General features: G+C 65.1%; 13 protein-coding genes and 1 pseudogene. All 14 read right to left on the reverse strand.

Features of this window, described 5'->3' with window-relative positions; all coding sequences use genetic code 11:
• Nucleotides 1-366: 366 nt before the first annotated feature.
• A complete protein-coding gene (locus tag O9Y01_RS13620) occupies nt 367-981 on the reverse strand; it encodes an imm11 family protein (protein WP_269632141.1) in 615 nt (204 codons plus the stop codon).
• Nucleotides 981-1,736: pseudogene (locus O9Y01_RS23175) on the reverse strand (RHS repeat-associated core domain-containing protein); the annotation flags it as partial. The pseudogene O9Y01_RS23175 and the gene O9Y01_RS13620, both read right to left, overlap by 1 nt.
• 820 nt (nt 1,737-2,556) lie before the next feature.
• Entirely contained in the window at nt 2,557-2,964 is a 408-nt protein-coding gene (locus tag O9Y01_RS13630) for a thioredoxin family protein (protein ID WP_269632143.1), read from the reverse strand.
• Nucleotides 2,961-3,653, reverse strand: a complete 693-nt coding sequence (locus tag O9Y01_RS13635) for a hypothetical protein (RefSeq protein ID WP_269632144.1) — start codon at nt 3,651-3,653, stop codon at nt 2,961-2,963. Before O9Y01_RS13635 ends, O9Y01_RS13630 begins: the two co-directional genes overlap by 4 nt.
• On the reverse strand, nt 3,646-4,704 hold the full coding sequence (locus O9Y01_RS13640) for a hypothetical protein (RefSeq protein WP_269632145.1): 1,059 nt from the start codon (nt 4,702-4,704) through the stop codon (nt 3,646-3,648). Before O9Y01_RS13640 ends, O9Y01_RS13635 begins: the two co-directional genes overlap by 8 nt.
• A gap of 11 nt (nt 4,705-4,715) precedes the next feature.
• Nucleotides 4,716-5,951 (reverse strand): HNH/endonuclease VII fold toxin-2 domain-containing protein, encoded by a 1,236-nt coding sequence (locus O9Y01_RS13645; protein ID WP_269632146.1) that lies wholly within the window; start codon nt 5,949-5,951, stop codon nt 4,716-4,718.
• A gap of 8 nt (nt 5,952-5,959) precedes the next feature.
• Nucleotides 5,960-6,346, reverse strand: a complete 387-nt coding sequence (locus O9Y01_RS13650) for a DUF4150 domain-containing protein (RefSeq protein ID WP_269632147.1) — start codon at nt 6,344-6,346, stop codon at nt 5,960-5,962.
• A 6-nt stretch (nt 6,347-6,352) separates the two neighbouring features.
• Nucleotides 6,353-7,615, reverse strand: a complete 1,263-nt coding sequence (locus O9Y01_RS13655) for a hypothetical protein (protein ID WP_269632148.1) — start codon at nt 7,613-7,615, stop codon at nt 6,353-6,355.
• Nucleotides 7,612-8,772, reverse strand: a complete 1,161-nt coding sequence (locus O9Y01_RS13660) for a DUF2169 family type VI secretion system accessory protein (protein WP_269632149.1) — start codon at nt 8,770-8,772, stop codon at nt 7,612-7,614. The genes O9Y01_RS13655 and O9Y01_RS13660 overlap by 4 nt, the downstream gene beginning before the upstream one ends.
• 9 nt (nt 8,773-8,781) lie before the next feature.
• Nucleotides 8,782-9,309 carry a hypothetical protein gene (locus O9Y01_RS13665; RefSeq protein ID WP_269632150.1) on the reverse strand — a complete coding sequence of 176 codons (528 nt, stop codon included), beginning with the start codon at nt 9,307-9,309 and terminating at the stop codon, nt 8,782-8,784.
• A 3-nt stretch (nt 9,310-9,312) separates the two neighbouring features.
• The gene (locus O9Y01_RS13670; RefSeq protein ID WP_269632151.1) at nt 9,313-11,523 is read right to left on the reverse strand and encodes a type VI secretion system Vgr family protein; all 2,211 of its coding nucleotides are present in this window, start codon (nt 11,521-11,523) and stop codon (nt 9,313-9,315) included.
• A 27-nt stretch (nt 11,524-11,550) separates the two neighbouring features.
• Nucleotides 11,551-11,925 (reverse strand): hypothetical protein, encoded by a 375-nt coding sequence (locus O9Y01_RS13675; RefSeq protein ID WP_269632152.1) that lies wholly within the window; start codon nt 11,923-11,925, stop codon nt 11,551-11,553.
• Between the two features lie 5 nt (nt 11,926-11,930).
• The gene (locus O9Y01_RS13680) at nt 11,931-12,611 is read right to left on the reverse strand and encodes a hypothetical protein (protein ID WP_269632153.1); all 681 of its coding nucleotides are present in this window, start codon (nt 12,609-12,611) and stop codon (nt 11,931-11,933) included.
• Nucleotides 12,612-13,136: 525 nt separating this feature from the next.
• Entirely contained in the window at nt 13,137-14,003 is an 867-nt protein-coding gene (locus O9Y01_RS13685; RefSeq protein ID WP_269632154.1) for an ankyrin repeat domain-containing protein, read from the reverse strand.
• Nucleotides 14,004-14,461 lie beyond the last annotated feature (458 nt).

Raw genomic sequence — 14,461 nt, forward strand, 5'->3', positions numbered from 1 at the left:
CGGGAGAAGGGCTCAAAAGGTCCTGAAACGGGCTAAAAGCTCGAATCGGATTGCACATCGCGGAATTCCCTTCACATCGACCGGGGGGCGGTGTCGCGAGGGGGAGTTGTGCAGCGGTCTCGACCCGTCGGGTCATACCGGAAGCGCTGCTCTCCCCGCAGGCTGTCCTGGCGCTGGGTCAGGTTGCCGGACGCGTCGTACTGGTAGCTGCGCTCCAGCGCCACCTGCTGCGCGTTCCCCATCCGCAAGGCTCGGTGCTTGAGCAGCCGGCCCTGCGGGTCATGCTCGTACTGGCTGGCCAGCTGGCCCTGGCTGCGGCCGACCTCTCGGTGCAGGGCGTCGCAGCTAAAGCCCCCTCTGTCACGATCAATCTTCCAGCCAGAATGGAACGACCTTAAACCCCTCGTCAATACTAATGAAGTCCATTCCTAACAACCCATGCTCTTGACATGCATTCCGGAAGCGTTCACTACAAACAAATTTGTCATCGATATCCAAGCATCTAAAGACATCACGCCCCCCCGCCTTATCTGGAGAAATTTTGAATTTCGTGATTTTCTCTTTTCTTGTGTACTCACCAAAATACCTATCCCGCACCGGCAAGCCCGACTCCAGAGAAATCGCATCAAGATACTCAGAATTGGCCTCATCCAATATTGAAATATAATCCGACGTCAGCACATACGAGTACGTTTTTCCGGCAACACTTCCATTTGATTGGATCATCCTCACCGGAACCCTCTTCAAATTCATACCATAATCCACACACAGATCCAAAAATCGATCAGAGCAGAGCAGGCCATCCCAAAAATCCAACTCAATGAGCGAATGCTTAGCTCGGAATTCATATTTTTTGGTGGGGCATATTTTTTCGATATTTGGGTCGAGAGGATCCCATTCCAGATCAAAATTCAAATCACCCTTCAGATAACCAGGGCAACCACGACCTCCACCCTTATACTCAATAACAAAGTAGTTCATTAAATCAGCCTGCATTTTGAATTCACCTGAACACGCCCTGAAGATATGTCATCCTTTGCGCGGCGCTGAATGTCCTTAACCCCTAGCGCCAGCTGAGTATCTGAAACCTGCCCTCGCTGCCAAGATCTGAACAGTTGATCAACTCTTGATTTGATTGATTGAGTATACTGATCGTGACTGCTCCAATGCCCCGGCAATCCAGTCTGCTGAGCGAGTGTTTCGTTGGCTGGCAAATGAATCCCGTTTCCTGCCCCGTCAGGATCGAAGCCCATCGATTTGAGCCGATCGAACATAGATTTATATTGCGGATCCTTCATCACCTCCTCAGGAATGAGATGGTGAGCCTCGTGACAATCCCCCTTACGGCCTCCGAGTTTTCGATCCAGACGTGCACTACTAAGGCCGAATGGATCTATGCGCCCCGTCGGATTTTCGCCATATAGGAAGGTATTAATCCCCCCTTCTAGCCCAATCGGATCCTGACTCGCAAACCTCCCCACCCCCGGATCGTAGTACCTGAACCGGTTGTAATGCAGCCCCGTCTCTTCATCAAACTGCTGCCCCTGGAACCGGAACGGCTGCTCCAGCGCCGGACGCCCTTCTGCGCGTGCGCCCCAGCGTGAGCCACTCGCGCCATGCGTGCCCGTGGCCAGCAGCTGGGCTTCGCCCCACACCCGGTATTCGGCCGCCCAGGCCACCTGGCCCTGCGAGTCCGTCAGCTCCAGCGGCGCACCGATCTGGTCGCATTGGTACCAGTAGGTCTGCCCCTCCTGCACGGTGGCCAGGGGCACGAAGGAGTTGGGCTCATAGATGAACAGGGCCTGCCGGGCGCGGCGCTGGCTTTGCAGCAGCAGGTCGCCGTCCCACAGGTAGTGCGTGCTGCCGAAGGCATCGCTCTTGCTCACCCGCCGGCCCAGCGCGTCATAGGCGTAGCGCGTGGTCTGCGTCACCCCGTGGCGCGTGACCTCTGCCTCCAGCAGCTGGTGCTCGGCATTCCACCGCAGCTGCGCCTCCTCATGCGCCCCTTTGCGACGCTGCACCACATTGCCATGCACGTCGTACTCGAAACGCAGCTCCTGCCAGACCTTCAGCCGATTGCCCCCGATGGCCGGCTGCGGCCCTGAACGCTGCGCCAGCAGGTTCCCCGCCGGGTCAAAGGCGAAGTACTCCTCCACCTTCCCCGTGGCCTGCAGGATGCGACCCGTCGGGTCATACCGGAAGCGCTGCTCTCCCCGCAGGCTGTCCTGGCGCTGGGTCAGGTTGCCGGACGCGTCGTACTGGTAGCTGCGCTCCAGCGCCACCTGCTGCGCGTTCCCCATCCGCAAGGCTCGGTGCTTGAGCAGCCGGCCCTGCGGGTCATGCTCGTACTGGCTGGCCAGCTGGCCCTGGCTGCGGCCCACTTCGCGGTGCAGGGCGTCGCGCTCGATGTCGCTGATCAGCTCGTGGCGGCCGTCCATCTCGATGTTGATCTGGTGCAGGTGCCCCGAGCCGTAGAACAGCCAGTGCAGCGTGCGCTGGTCGGGCAGCTGGGTGCGGATGCGATGGGTTGAGGCTGCCGCCGTCTCGTCGCAGCCCTCAAGCCGCCCAATTCCTCGCACTGAACGCCGCCCACAGATCCGGCAGCTCCGCGCTGATGGGCAACTCCCTCAGCCGCTCCGGCAAGGCGCCCGGCGCAGGCGCCGGGTCTATGGCCTCCAGCACCGCCACCTGCTGCAGCCGCCCCTGCCGCCAGCGCAGCAGCAAGGGCAGGTCCTCGGGGACGAAGTCGCCCAGGAACTCGGCGTGGTCTTCGAGATCGAGCCAGAGCCAGGTGACTTGCGGCGGCTCTTGCGTGGCACAGAGTTCCTCGAACCGTGGTCGCAGACTTTGGCACTTGATGCACCAGCCCTCAGCGCCAAGTGCCACCAGCAGCTCGGCGCCAGGTTGGCCCAGTCGCTGGGCAATGGCCTGGGCATCGTTCCAGGGGTCCAGGACCGTCGTCATGGGGATGCTTCCTCAACTGCTGTTGCAGGCGACAGGAGCCGGCGCAGGCTGCCAATGATCATGTCCACCGGAGAATCTGGGGCGCTCAGGGACTGGCGCGCGGCGGCGTCCTCCGCTGACGGCGAGCCCAGCTGCGCCAAGCCCACGCAAATGCCCTCTTGGGCGGCCTGCCACTTGGCAGGCTCCTGAACGAGACGCCGCCATGCGCGGGCAACAGCCGGCAGATGGGTGTCCCAGTGCGCCCGCTGGCGCCACATCTCCGAGGACCAGGCCTGCCAGGCCGCGGCCCGTTGTTGCTCGTCGGCCCGCTCCGGGCGTGTGGGCGTGGCGGGCGTGCCCAGCGCCAGCAAGGCCCAGGTGGCCGCGAAGGCCTCAGAGGCCTTGCGCCAGCGCTGCAGGGACTCCAGCGCCAGCGGCCAGGCCGCCGGTCCTGCCACCCAGATGCCCTCCAGGTGCGCGCACAGCAGGTCTTCGAACTGCTGCGTCTTGTCGAGGCTGAGCGGCGGCGGGGCACTGGCGTCCGACGCTTGCTCGAGCGCTCGCTGCTGCGACTTGCGCAGCTGCATGTCGTAGAACGCCGCATCCTGCAGGTGACGGCGCAGCAGCGGGGTGATGGGGCCGGACAACAGAGCGAGATCAGGCCCGACGGCCGGGCCCGTGCCTTCCGCCACCTCAACCTCCTCAGTCATCCGGCATCCCATCGAACAGCACGGTCCAGGTCTTGCCGTCATAGGTGGCCGCGCCATAGCGGCCCGCCACCAGCATGGTCTTGCCGTCCGGCGAGACATCGATGCGGTGCGCGAAGCACGCCACCTGCGCCGGCATCGGGTCCTTCTTGGCCTGATGCGCGGGCACCATCTTCTTGCCCTCCAGCACAAAGGGCCCGGCGCTGTCATTGGTGCACCACAGCCGCCCCGCGAACCAGGCCGAGTCCTGGTAAGGCAGCGTGCTGTCCGCCTGCACGATGCGCTCCCAGCGCTCCTCCTGCCCCTTCCACACCGAGCAGCGCCGGTCGGTGATGTAGGCCGTGCCATCGGGCGCCACGGCCACGGTGAACAGATCGAGGTTGCTGGGGAAGGCGCGCTGGCGCCACTGGCCTTGGGTGCGTTGCCAGATCGTGCCTTCTCGGCCGACCGCGTACATATCGTCAGGCGAGAGCCCGGCCAGGTCTTCGAAGCCGCTGTTGCCGATGGCATGCAGTGCGGTCTCCCGGTCGGCGCTGCCGATGGCCGCAGGAATCGGGATGTCCTTGTGCTCGATCCACTGCTGGTTGGCCGTGCGTTCAAACACGCGGAAAGGTCCACCAACGGCAAACACCGTGCTGCCCACCCGCACGGTCTTCATGATGGCGCAATCGAACTCGCTGTAGGCATCGGGCTTGAGCTTGCCGGCGGCGGGGAAGGGAATCGGCGTCTCGCTGCCCTTGTAGGTCTTGGGCTTGTACGACCAGACGCGGCGGCCGACGTCAACCGCTAGGTACTCGGTCTGGCTGGGCTCCCAGGCACTGCTGATGCTGGCGAAGTCCAGGCTGTTCCCCTTCCAGGAAAAGACCCGCGACTCCATTGGTTGATCCAAGTTCAAGGCAACCAGCTTCGTCTGCCAGTGCTCATCAGCTTGCTCGTCTGGATCTGATTCTTCGACCAGCAAGAGGCCTAATCGGGTATGGGTAAAGCCAAATGTGGCGTCGCGAACGAAGTAGCCATCGAAAAACTTCTGATAGCGCTCTTTATCAAGAATCAATTTCAGCTCCTTTAACTTTCTTCCGATCCGCTTTCCGTTCCACCCTGGTCTCCAGTCCCATCATGCGGCCTCACCGTTGCATGCTTGCAGTCCGGGCACCCTGGCCCCTTGCTAGCAGCCTTGCCGCAGTAGTAGTTGTCTAGCTGGGCCTGCAAGCATTCCTTGCTGCAGCCATACATCTTGCTGACTTCGTCCAGCACGAGATCGCGCGCGTCGGTATAAGGCATGTCCGCCTTGCCATGCGCGCCCTTGAACTTGAGTTTCTCGCCCGTCAGCTTGTGAATGGCGCCATGCGAGCCCGAGTACTGGTTATTGCCCTCCACGCAAATCGTGGGTGAAGGGTCTTCCTTGTAGTTTCCCCAGCAGGCACGCGTCGGTGCCATGTCTCGGCTCCACCCCTTCATGTCGCCATGCTTGGCCTTGTAGTTGGCCCTGGCCTTCTCCGTCCCAGCCTCATCCCGGAACATCGCATCCGGCAACAGGTGGTGCCCCGTCTGCCCCGGGCAGCAGCCCTTGCCCGCCCATTTCGCCGCCGTCTTCTTGTCAAAGGGCACCAGCATGCACTTGCGGGCCCGCAGGCAGGGATCAGCAGCCCCGTAGGCCGACTGGATATCCGCCATCACCTCGCGGGCCACCTTCTTCTGCTGCTCCTTGCTGAGCTTGCCAAAGTCCTTGAGCTGATCCTTGTACTTGTTCAGCGTGCCCGAGATCTTGTCCGCGGCCTCCTTGAGCCGGTCCACCGTCCCCTTGAGGTCCGTCACGGTCTCATTGATGGCCTGCACCTTGCCGATCGCATCGTGCGCCGTCACGGCCACGTCCACCGCCGTCATCACCCAGCCAACGATGGGGATCCAGCCCGTCAAGCCGCGGCGCACTGCCAGCTTGGCAATCTGCTTGCCGGTGTACTCCAGCGCCTCCTGCTCCAGTTTGGCGATGACGTTGTCCTTCAGGGTGTCCGCGATCTTCTTGATCGATCCCTGGATGTCGCCAAACTCCTGGCGCCATTCCTCGAAGTTGCCGAGGCCAGGTTGCACCATCAGCGGGCCGCAGTGATCCAGCACCCAATCGGAGTCCTTATGGCCGTCCTTATGTGTTTGCCGGGACTTGGGCCGTCCTTTGCCCCGCGACTTGTTCTTGTCGTCCGGCGCGCACTTCTTCTCCATCTCCGCCTTGTCCTTGGCGCATTTGGTTTTCGCGTCTTCGGTATCCAGGTAGTAGGACGCCGGGGTGTTAGGGGTGGTAGCCATTGCGGGAATCAGGCGTGGTTGTGCGTCGTCGGATCGCAATGCCTGCACACATTGAGGCCTTCAACCTTGACGTTGGGAGACCAGTCGGTGAAGTACATCTTGCCGGTGATGGTGTGGCTGGCCACGCCCATGGGGAATTGGCGCGTAGCGGCCTCGTTACCGGTGCTGGTGCTGAAGTAGGACTTGTCGCGCAGCGCCACGGGCGTCCCGCAGATGTCCACCGTCTCGCTGCCCTGAGCGAGGTCGGCCGCCTTGGCTGTGTTGGGGTAGACCACCACCACCGGGCCGGCGCTGGGCGGCGGAGGGCTCCAGCAGGGATCCGTGGGCACCGTGGCCTTGCCGTCGGCGGCCTTGGAGCAGATTTCGTTGTCGTTGGCGTAAACGTGGGTTTCCATGACGGTTCAGCGGCCTGTGGCGTTGGGGGCAGTGCTTCTCGAACGGGAGTCGGGACGTGGGCGCACGGCGACAGCGGCTCGCACATGCTGCTCGTTGGCCAGATGAATGAAGCCATGCCCGGAGGCGGCCGCATGGCCCTGCGCAGCAAGGCTGTCGAGGTAAGCGAGCAATGCCACGCCATTGGCAGCACCCACGTCACCAATCTTGTCGGTGAGCGTCAGCAGCGCAGGAAAGGCCTGCCCCTGCAGGGCCCGTGTGCAGGCATTGGTGGCCTCGCGAGCCCGCCAGGATTCACCGTTCTGGTCACTGCAGCGGTAGTCCCAGGCGGCAGGGGCCGGTTGCACGGCAGCCAGGGTGCGGCCAATGGCACGACTGAGCCCCTGCCCGCGGTTGGGAACGGCACCCGGCGCGCCTTCTGGCAGGATGCCAGGCGCCCAGGCGGCCGGCTCCCAGTCCTGCCCTGCCGCCAGAATCGTCAGGCCTGGCGATTGAGGGCGCGCCTTCTGGAGTAGCAGAGCAGCTGCGGCCTCGCCCGGCAGGAAGCCATCGGAGTGCCCCTCCAGGATCAGACGCTGCTGGCTCAGGTAGTGGTTGATGAGCCGGCTGTTGAGCAGGCTGTCCACACCGACCAGCAGGACCGTCTCGGGACCCGGCGCCTGCCCTGGCCGGGCCGGGGTGCTCAGCAGCGACTCGGCCCAGTCCAGGGCCTGCGGCAGCCCTGCAGCCCCCAGCGCCATGACCCGCGAGGCGGGATGCAGATCGGAGGGGCTGTAGCCGAGATGCGCGAGGGCCTGGCCCACGAGCTCGTCCAGGGGCTCATCCGGCTGATCGACCCAGTCCGCCACATCGGTGCGCGACGCCTCCCCCACCAGAATGCCCATGGCGCAGCGCTGCAGCGCGGGCGCCGCCTGCGATGCGGGCCGACGCTCGGCATCAGCGAGAAGGCAGTCACGCACCGCCATGGCAATCCACAGCGCGAGGCGACCGCGCCCCCATTGGTCATTGCTCGGCATGCGCGCCACGCGGACCGCCTGGCCGGAGTGAGCGGTGAACTCGCTCTGGACGAAGCGGTCCATGTTGGCGCGGATGGCAGCGCTGGCCGGGGCCAGTCGATGGCCCAGCGAGCAGCACATGCCGCTGCTGCGTACTTCCAGGCTCAGCGCACGGGCGGCCAGCAGAGGCGGCTTTGCCGCGCTGACCGCGGCATCCGCAGCAGGGGCCGTCGCGTTCGGAGCGTCACCTGCCCACAGTCGTCGCCACCAAGTCATGCCACCGCCTCCTGGCTCGCGCCCTCGGGCTGCATGTCATGGGCCGCGTTGTCGTCGGGGCGGGTGCGGAAGCTGCCTTGCCCGGCGCAGCTGGTGCAGCGGGAGCTGTCGCTGTCCCATTGCGCATCAGCCGGGCCAATGCCCACGAAGCTGACCTCGGAAGGATGGCGCCGCAGCTTCAATGCAGCACGCCACACGATGGAGAAGCGCTGGGCGTCGAGATCGAACAGCAAGGTATCCGGCACCAGGGCCAGCGGCTGAAGCGTTCCGTCACGCCGATGCACATGGGCCCACAGGCGATCCAGGCGTGGCAGCTGGAAACTCAGCTTGGCCTGCCCTGCCACCAGTCCTTCCAGCACCACCGGCTCGCCACCTCGCAACTGAGCCAGCTGCTGATCCGGCGCGGCGGCCTGGTTGTACTGCTCATCAAAATCCTGGGGAAGGAAAGGGAATACCTCCTTCTGCCAGGCCTCATCGTAGGTGCCGGCATGGCGGCGGCGCGACCCGGCATACGGTGGCAACGCACCCAGGGCGTGAGGCGCCGCCTTGCTGTCGGGCGCCTTGATGCGCGGCTTCTCTGCCTCGATCTGCGGAGCCGGCTCACCGTCGCAAAGCGACAGGGTCTGGGGTCCGAACCAGCCCCTGCCGTCCGGATTGTCCGCATGGGCCTCGATGATCTGGCGCTCCCCGCCCAGGCCTCGCCGAACCTGGCTGCGAGTGCCGCCCAGCGCGGCGCCGTAGTGCAGAGGCACGGTCAGTGTTGGCTCTGCGTCGCCAAGCGAAACAACGCCCAGCAGGCGCTGCCAGTTTCGGGGCCCATGCAGCCGCGCGGACTTGCGCAACTCACCGACCTGAAAGCGGCACACCCAGGACCGCTCTGGGCGGCCACTCGGGCTGTGGGCCATGCCATCGAACAGGATGTCGCAGCGCGGCTTGAAGCGAGCCAGGTCGTTGGCGACGCGCAGCGCTTTGGCCGGCGCCTCGTCCCACCGATCACTCATCTCGATCTCAGGCGGCAGCAGCGGCCGCGGCCGCTGACCTGGCATCGGAATCGTCCATGCGGCTTTGGCAATCACGACCAGGTACTCCCAGCCCTGTGCGTCCAGCCCGGGCGTCAGATGCCCACGCCAGTACTTTGAATGCGTCGTCAGTTGCATCGCTCGCGTTCAGTTGACGTGCACTGAGCCACCAAGAATCCGCTGCGTGGCCTCTGCCTGCGAGTGGATGTCCGTGCCTCTCAGCTGGATCAGCCCATCGGCCTGCAGCACGATGGCAGCCTCACCGCAACGAAGCTCAAGCTCCTGCTGGGCCTCCACAACCACACGGCGCCCATGAACCTCGGCTGTCTCCGCAGACGTGAGAACCGTCCTCGCCGACGCTTCCTGCCCTGGCCTCCAGATGCAGCCCAGCACGAGCCCACGCCCGTCACCCAGCAGACTGACGGCGTGCTCCTGGCCACATGCCGCGTCGTCAAGTGCGACCAGCGCCGCCTGCACGGCGATTCGCCCCATGCCGGGGGCATCGACAAACCAGTCATCCCCCTGTGCGCTTCGCCCAAGGGTGCCGAGCAGCACCTGTCCGACAACGGGCTGGCTTGCAGCAACGACCGAGTCAAGCACAGCCATCTTCTCCCGCGCGACCATCGACTGCTCTGAGCTGAGGTCCATGGCCTCGTTCATCTGAGTGAGGCTCATTGCTCAGTTCTCCTGAATCTTTTCACCCTTGAGCGTGATCTCCGCCTCAGCGTTGAACTCCTGCTTGCCGGAGGTGCCCAGGCTGAAGGTGCTGCCATTGATCGTGATCGTCCCATCCGACTTCATCGTCAGGCTCGCCTTGCCCACCGTGATGCTGAGCTCGTCGCCGGCCTCGATGGTGTAGGTCTTGCCCACCGTGGTGCTCTTGCTCATGCCGATCTGGGCGCTCTGGTTCAGCGCCACGGTCGTGTTCATGGCTGCGCCGACGGTGGTCTGGTAGGCCAGGCCGATGCTCAGAGCCTTGGCCAGACCGATGGTCTCGGCCTTGGCGAGCGCGATGGTTTCGGTCTTGGCCCCGCCGATCGTCACGCTCCGATTCGACCCAATGCTCACCGTCTGGTTCTGCCCGATCGTGATGGTCTCGTTCTGCCCCACGTCCTCGGTGCGGTTGTCCCCGATGCTGATCGTCTCGTTGTGGTCCACCCGCTCCTTGCGGTCGTTGTGCACCGTGATCGTCTCGTCGTGGTCCACGGTCTCGGTGCGGTCGTGCTTCACGTGCACCGTCTCGTCGTGGTCAATCGTCTTGCTGCGGTCGTGGCCCACCCAGTGGCTCTCGTCGTGCTCGACCTCGATGCGCTGGTCCTTCTCGGCGTGCAGCCAGACCTCTTCCTGGCCCTTCTTGTCCTCGAAGCGGATCGCGTTGGCGTTCTCGTAGCCGCCGCCCTTGCTGGAGCGGCTCAGGATGCCCGTCTGCGTCTTGTTGGCCGGCAGCTCCCAGGGCGGCATGTTTTCCTGGTTGTAGACGCGGCCCGTGATCAGCGGGCGGTCCGGGTTGCCGTCCAGGAACTGCACCAGCACCTCCTGCCCGATGCGCGGGATCGCCACGAAGCCGAAGTTGCTGCCCGCCCAGGTCGAGGCCACGCGCACCCAGGCGCTGCTCTTGTCATCGAACGTGCCCTCGCGGTCCCAGTGGAACTGCACGCGCACGCGGCCGTATTCGTCGGTGTGGATCTCCTCGCCCGCGGGCCCCACCACGAGGGCCGTCTGCAGGCCGTAGATCTTGGGCTCGACGGAGTTGTAGCCCGGCCCGGGGCGCCAGGGCACCTTCTTGCGCAGGCAGCGGAAAGCGTTGCTGTAGTGCGCCGGCTGGTCGGCCCCCTGGCCCAGGCTGTAGTTGTTGCGGGCGAAGTGGTGGACATGGACCACCAGGAACTCGGCGTCCGAGGCGCTCGCGCCGAGACTCTCGAAATCGAAATGACCGGTCAGCGTGAAGGTGCGCCCCGGCTGTGCGCTGCGCTCGTTGCTGGAAGCCTCGAAGAGCTTGCCCTGGGCCTCGATGGCCTCCATGCGCTGGCGCGTGAGCATGCTGCCGGCGCCTGCGTCCGCAAAGCCGTAGGCCCCCGCAAACTCATAGACCTCCAGGCGCGGCACGTCGCCCTGGCTGTTGATGCTGGGCGTATCCGCCTGCTGCGGCCGCGGCTTCTTGAAGTCGAAGCTGCGACTGGTGTAGTGGTTGGAGGACAGAACGCGCAGAGGCACCAGGCGGTGGATGCCGTCGTCATCCAGCGAGCCGGCTTCGTCCTGCCACTGCATGGTCGGCGCACCGTCGATCGGAGCGCACTGCGCGCCGCTGTCGTCCGCCAGCACCAGGGTATGGCCGTCCTCGCGGTGCTCGTACCAGTAAAACACACCCATGTGCTCCCAGCGGCGGTGCACATAGTTGTAGTCCGTCTCACCAAACTGGCAGGCATCCGTCATCACAGGGTCCGCGCCCTGCACGCGCCAGCTCCAGTCCTGCGCCTCGTAGTCACCAAAGATGCTGGCGGTCTGGTCCTGAACCGAGGCTTGATGGAAGAGGAAGTTGTCCCGCCGCAGGTGCAGGAAGGCCAGCCACGGGCGCAGCACCATCTGGTAGCGTGCCAGCCCGCCGTCCACGCCCTGCAGGCTGAACTCGAACACGTAGCCATTGAAGTGACGGAGCCCGCCGTCCTCCCTCACCATGGAGATGGTCACCATCTTGCCGATGAGGGACTTGAGCTCCAGCGAAGCGTCGTCGGACACCAGCTGCACCCGGAACTCGAAATCCCGCGACAGGTACTCGGTCGCATGCAGCTCCTGCGGCAGCAGGCTGGCCTGCGGGCCATCCTCCCGAGGAAACTTCAGGCGCAGGAAGCGGCCGGATTGGAGATGACCGAAGAATTGACCCAGACTCATGGCGGCACTCGTTGAAATGATGGGAGGTCAGCGATGGCGCTGAATCTCGGTCGCGGGAATGAGCCGCGCCTCCGGGCCCTGCCCCACATGAAGGCCCGCAGCGTCCCAGGTCAGGCGACCCCAGCGTTGCACGGCATCCTCCGGCGTCGCGACGGTCCCGAGCAACACGGGCTCCATCTCCTGACGGACCCAAAGGCTGGGCCGGTCGATGTACAGGCGAAGCCGGACGTCATAGCCCTGCGCGGCAGGCTCGAGCACGACGTAGGCCCCATAGAGCGCCTTGCCCATGGGCCCATCCCCCCAGCTCACCGCGACCAGACGATCCCCGAAGGTGGCCCGGGGGTAGAGATAGGCCACGGCGCCGATCAGCAGCGCCACGCAGGCAATCAAGATGATGACCATTCGGTTCATTGGGACAGGGATGCAAAGGGATTCGGGGCGGGCGCGACCGGCTTGGCCTGCCAACTGAGGTCCTGGGCGATGCTGCCCTTGACGTCATATTCCCGGGCGTAGCACTGCCGGTGGAACTGCTGCATGAAGGCGTCCGTCACGGTGACTCCCGCGATCTGCACCTTCTTGCCGCCATCCCAGTTGTAGCGGTCATAGAAGTGGAATTCGAATCTCAGCTGGAGCATCTGCCCTTGAGGCGAGACCGTCTTGCGAACTCGCCCGCTCCCCCAGTAGGAATAGCCACCGATGGCAAAGAACAGGTTGCGGTCCACGGACTGGCGGAAGTAGCCATGCCCGAGGCGGCTGGAGTTGAACTCATGCTCGCCGGGCGGCAGGGTCTCCGCGAAGCGCTTGGCGGCCTCCACCTCCTCGGCCATCTGTTGCCGCAGCTGCGCGGACTTGCCCAGCAGGGCCGGCATGTCGAGATTGAGATCCCGGCCCGTGTTGTTCATGTAGTGCTGCATGTGCCTGACGGCGTCCGTCCCGATGGACACGCTGAGCGCGCCGGTGTCCATCGCCATCTCCAGGGCCCGCTTGTAGACGAGCAGATTGGCCGTCTGGGGCGCGGAGCACCACGCACCGGAACCGACGTCCGGCCGGATGCTGGGGCCGTCCTTACCCAGCCGGTAGTCAGGCATGCAAGGCCTCGACGCAGCTCAGCAGCTCGGTGGAGGAAAGGGGCGCAAGAGAATGGATGGCGCCAGTTGCAGCAGACTGCAGCCCGAACTGGGCTGGCCCATGCAGCAGGAACGAACGCAGCAAACCGACCGCGCGGACCAGCGCTTGTGATGACATTGTTGATTCCTCCCTGGCGCAGGTCCAGTCGCTTGCCCCGGCCTGGCCGCACAGCGCCCGTTCGGGGGCGCCGTGCTGCTTCTACTTCGAAACCGCTCCCCAGGCTCGGCGCCAACGATCTACGTCAGTGCCTCAGCTTCCAACCGTGTACTTGAGTGGCCATGCGGCCTGAGGGGCGGCGGACGAATTGTTTCAAGCGCATCGGGAAAAGTCCGCAAGCAGGTGCTTCACGGCGAAAGCGAATGTTTCAAGGGCAAATGAATGTGCCGCATTTGCCGTTCTGCCTCCCCTCGATTCCAGGGGTTTGAGACGCTCTGCCGAGTCAGCGCAGGGAACTCGCGCCTTCTCGACGCTCACCTGTGCACCGCTCAGGGCAAGGCTCCGTTCACCAGCAGCAGGTCCACCAACTCCTGATGCCCACCCTGCATCGCCAGCCCCAGTGCACTCAGGCCCGCGTTGTCCCGCAGATCGGTGCGCGCGCCATGGGCCAGCAGGGCACGCGCCAGGACCAGGGCGTTGTAGCGCGCGGCATGCATCAGGGCTGTTCGACCCCGCCCATCCGCCTGGTCCACCGGACAGCCATGGGCAAGCAGCAGACGCATCCACGGGTCCAGGGACTCGGGCGCCTGCGTGACTGCGGCGGGCAGCTCCTGCCAGAGCGTCAGGTCGACGGGGTCGTCCCGTGGCTGCGGGTCCGCCCCCAGCGCCAGCAGGGCCTGGGCCTGCGGGAAGCGCGCCAGCAGGACGGCCAGGCGAAGCGGCGAAGTCCTTCTTGTGACGCCGCCCTCACCGTCGACGGCATCGGCACCGTCGATGCGGGCCCCCGACTGCACCAGCAGCTGGATCGCCTCCGGCTCCGCCTTTGCGATGACCGCCAGCAGCAGCGGCGTCAAGGGAGCCTCGGGGAACTCGCGCAGGGAGAAGCTGGCATTCAGATCCGCGGCCGGACGCGGGAGCAGCAGCTGCAGAGTCGGCAGGTCCCGGCGCATGAGGGACAGGGCGAGCAGCGATTGCCAGGTCGGGCGCGGCAGGGTCGCGACCGGCCGCTGGCTCAGCGCCTGACGCAGCGGCTCCTGCAGGTGCTGGCGAGCCATCTCCAGCAGCTGGGCGTCGGTGGCCACGGGCTTGGCATGCGCTGGGGCGCCTTCAGCAGACAGGCACACCCAGGCCAGGCCCAGGAGTACGCCCCAGGCAAGACCACGGAAGGCCGCGCGCGTCCGGCTCAGCCCAGGCATGTCCGTCACCGGCCGGTGACCTGCACGCAGGCGTGGCCCTCGGGGAGCGGACAGGCTGGCGCGCATCAACGGGCCTGCAGGCGCGTCGTCAAGGACGCCCGTGCGATGTAGCCGTGACGGGCAAGTCCGCGAGGCGCGGCTTCGCTGTCCTGCGAGAACAGCAGCCGTGCCGCCAGATGTTGGCCGACGGCGCCACCGGCAACGCCGCCAACGAGACCGACCGCAACGAGTCCCCAGCCCCCGGTCACCGCGCCGACCGCCAATGCAGAACCCAGGGCCCCGCCGCCCAGACCGTCAGCCAAAAACACACGGCCACCGTACTCAACGCCACGCTCCTTTGCCAGTCCGCCCGATGCTCGATCGCCTGCCGGCCCCCCCCCGGATGTCCGATGCCAGCACCTCGGCGTCCAGGAAGTCCCGCAGCCGGCGCGGCGGACGCAATGCCAGCCAGGGATGCC

Origin of the sequence: Pelomonas sp. BJYL3, assembly GCF_027257975.1 — a bacterium.
Classification (GTDB): Bacteria; Pseudomonadota; Gammaproteobacteria; order Burkholderiales; family Burkholderiaceae_C; genus Roseateles_B; species Roseateles_B flavus.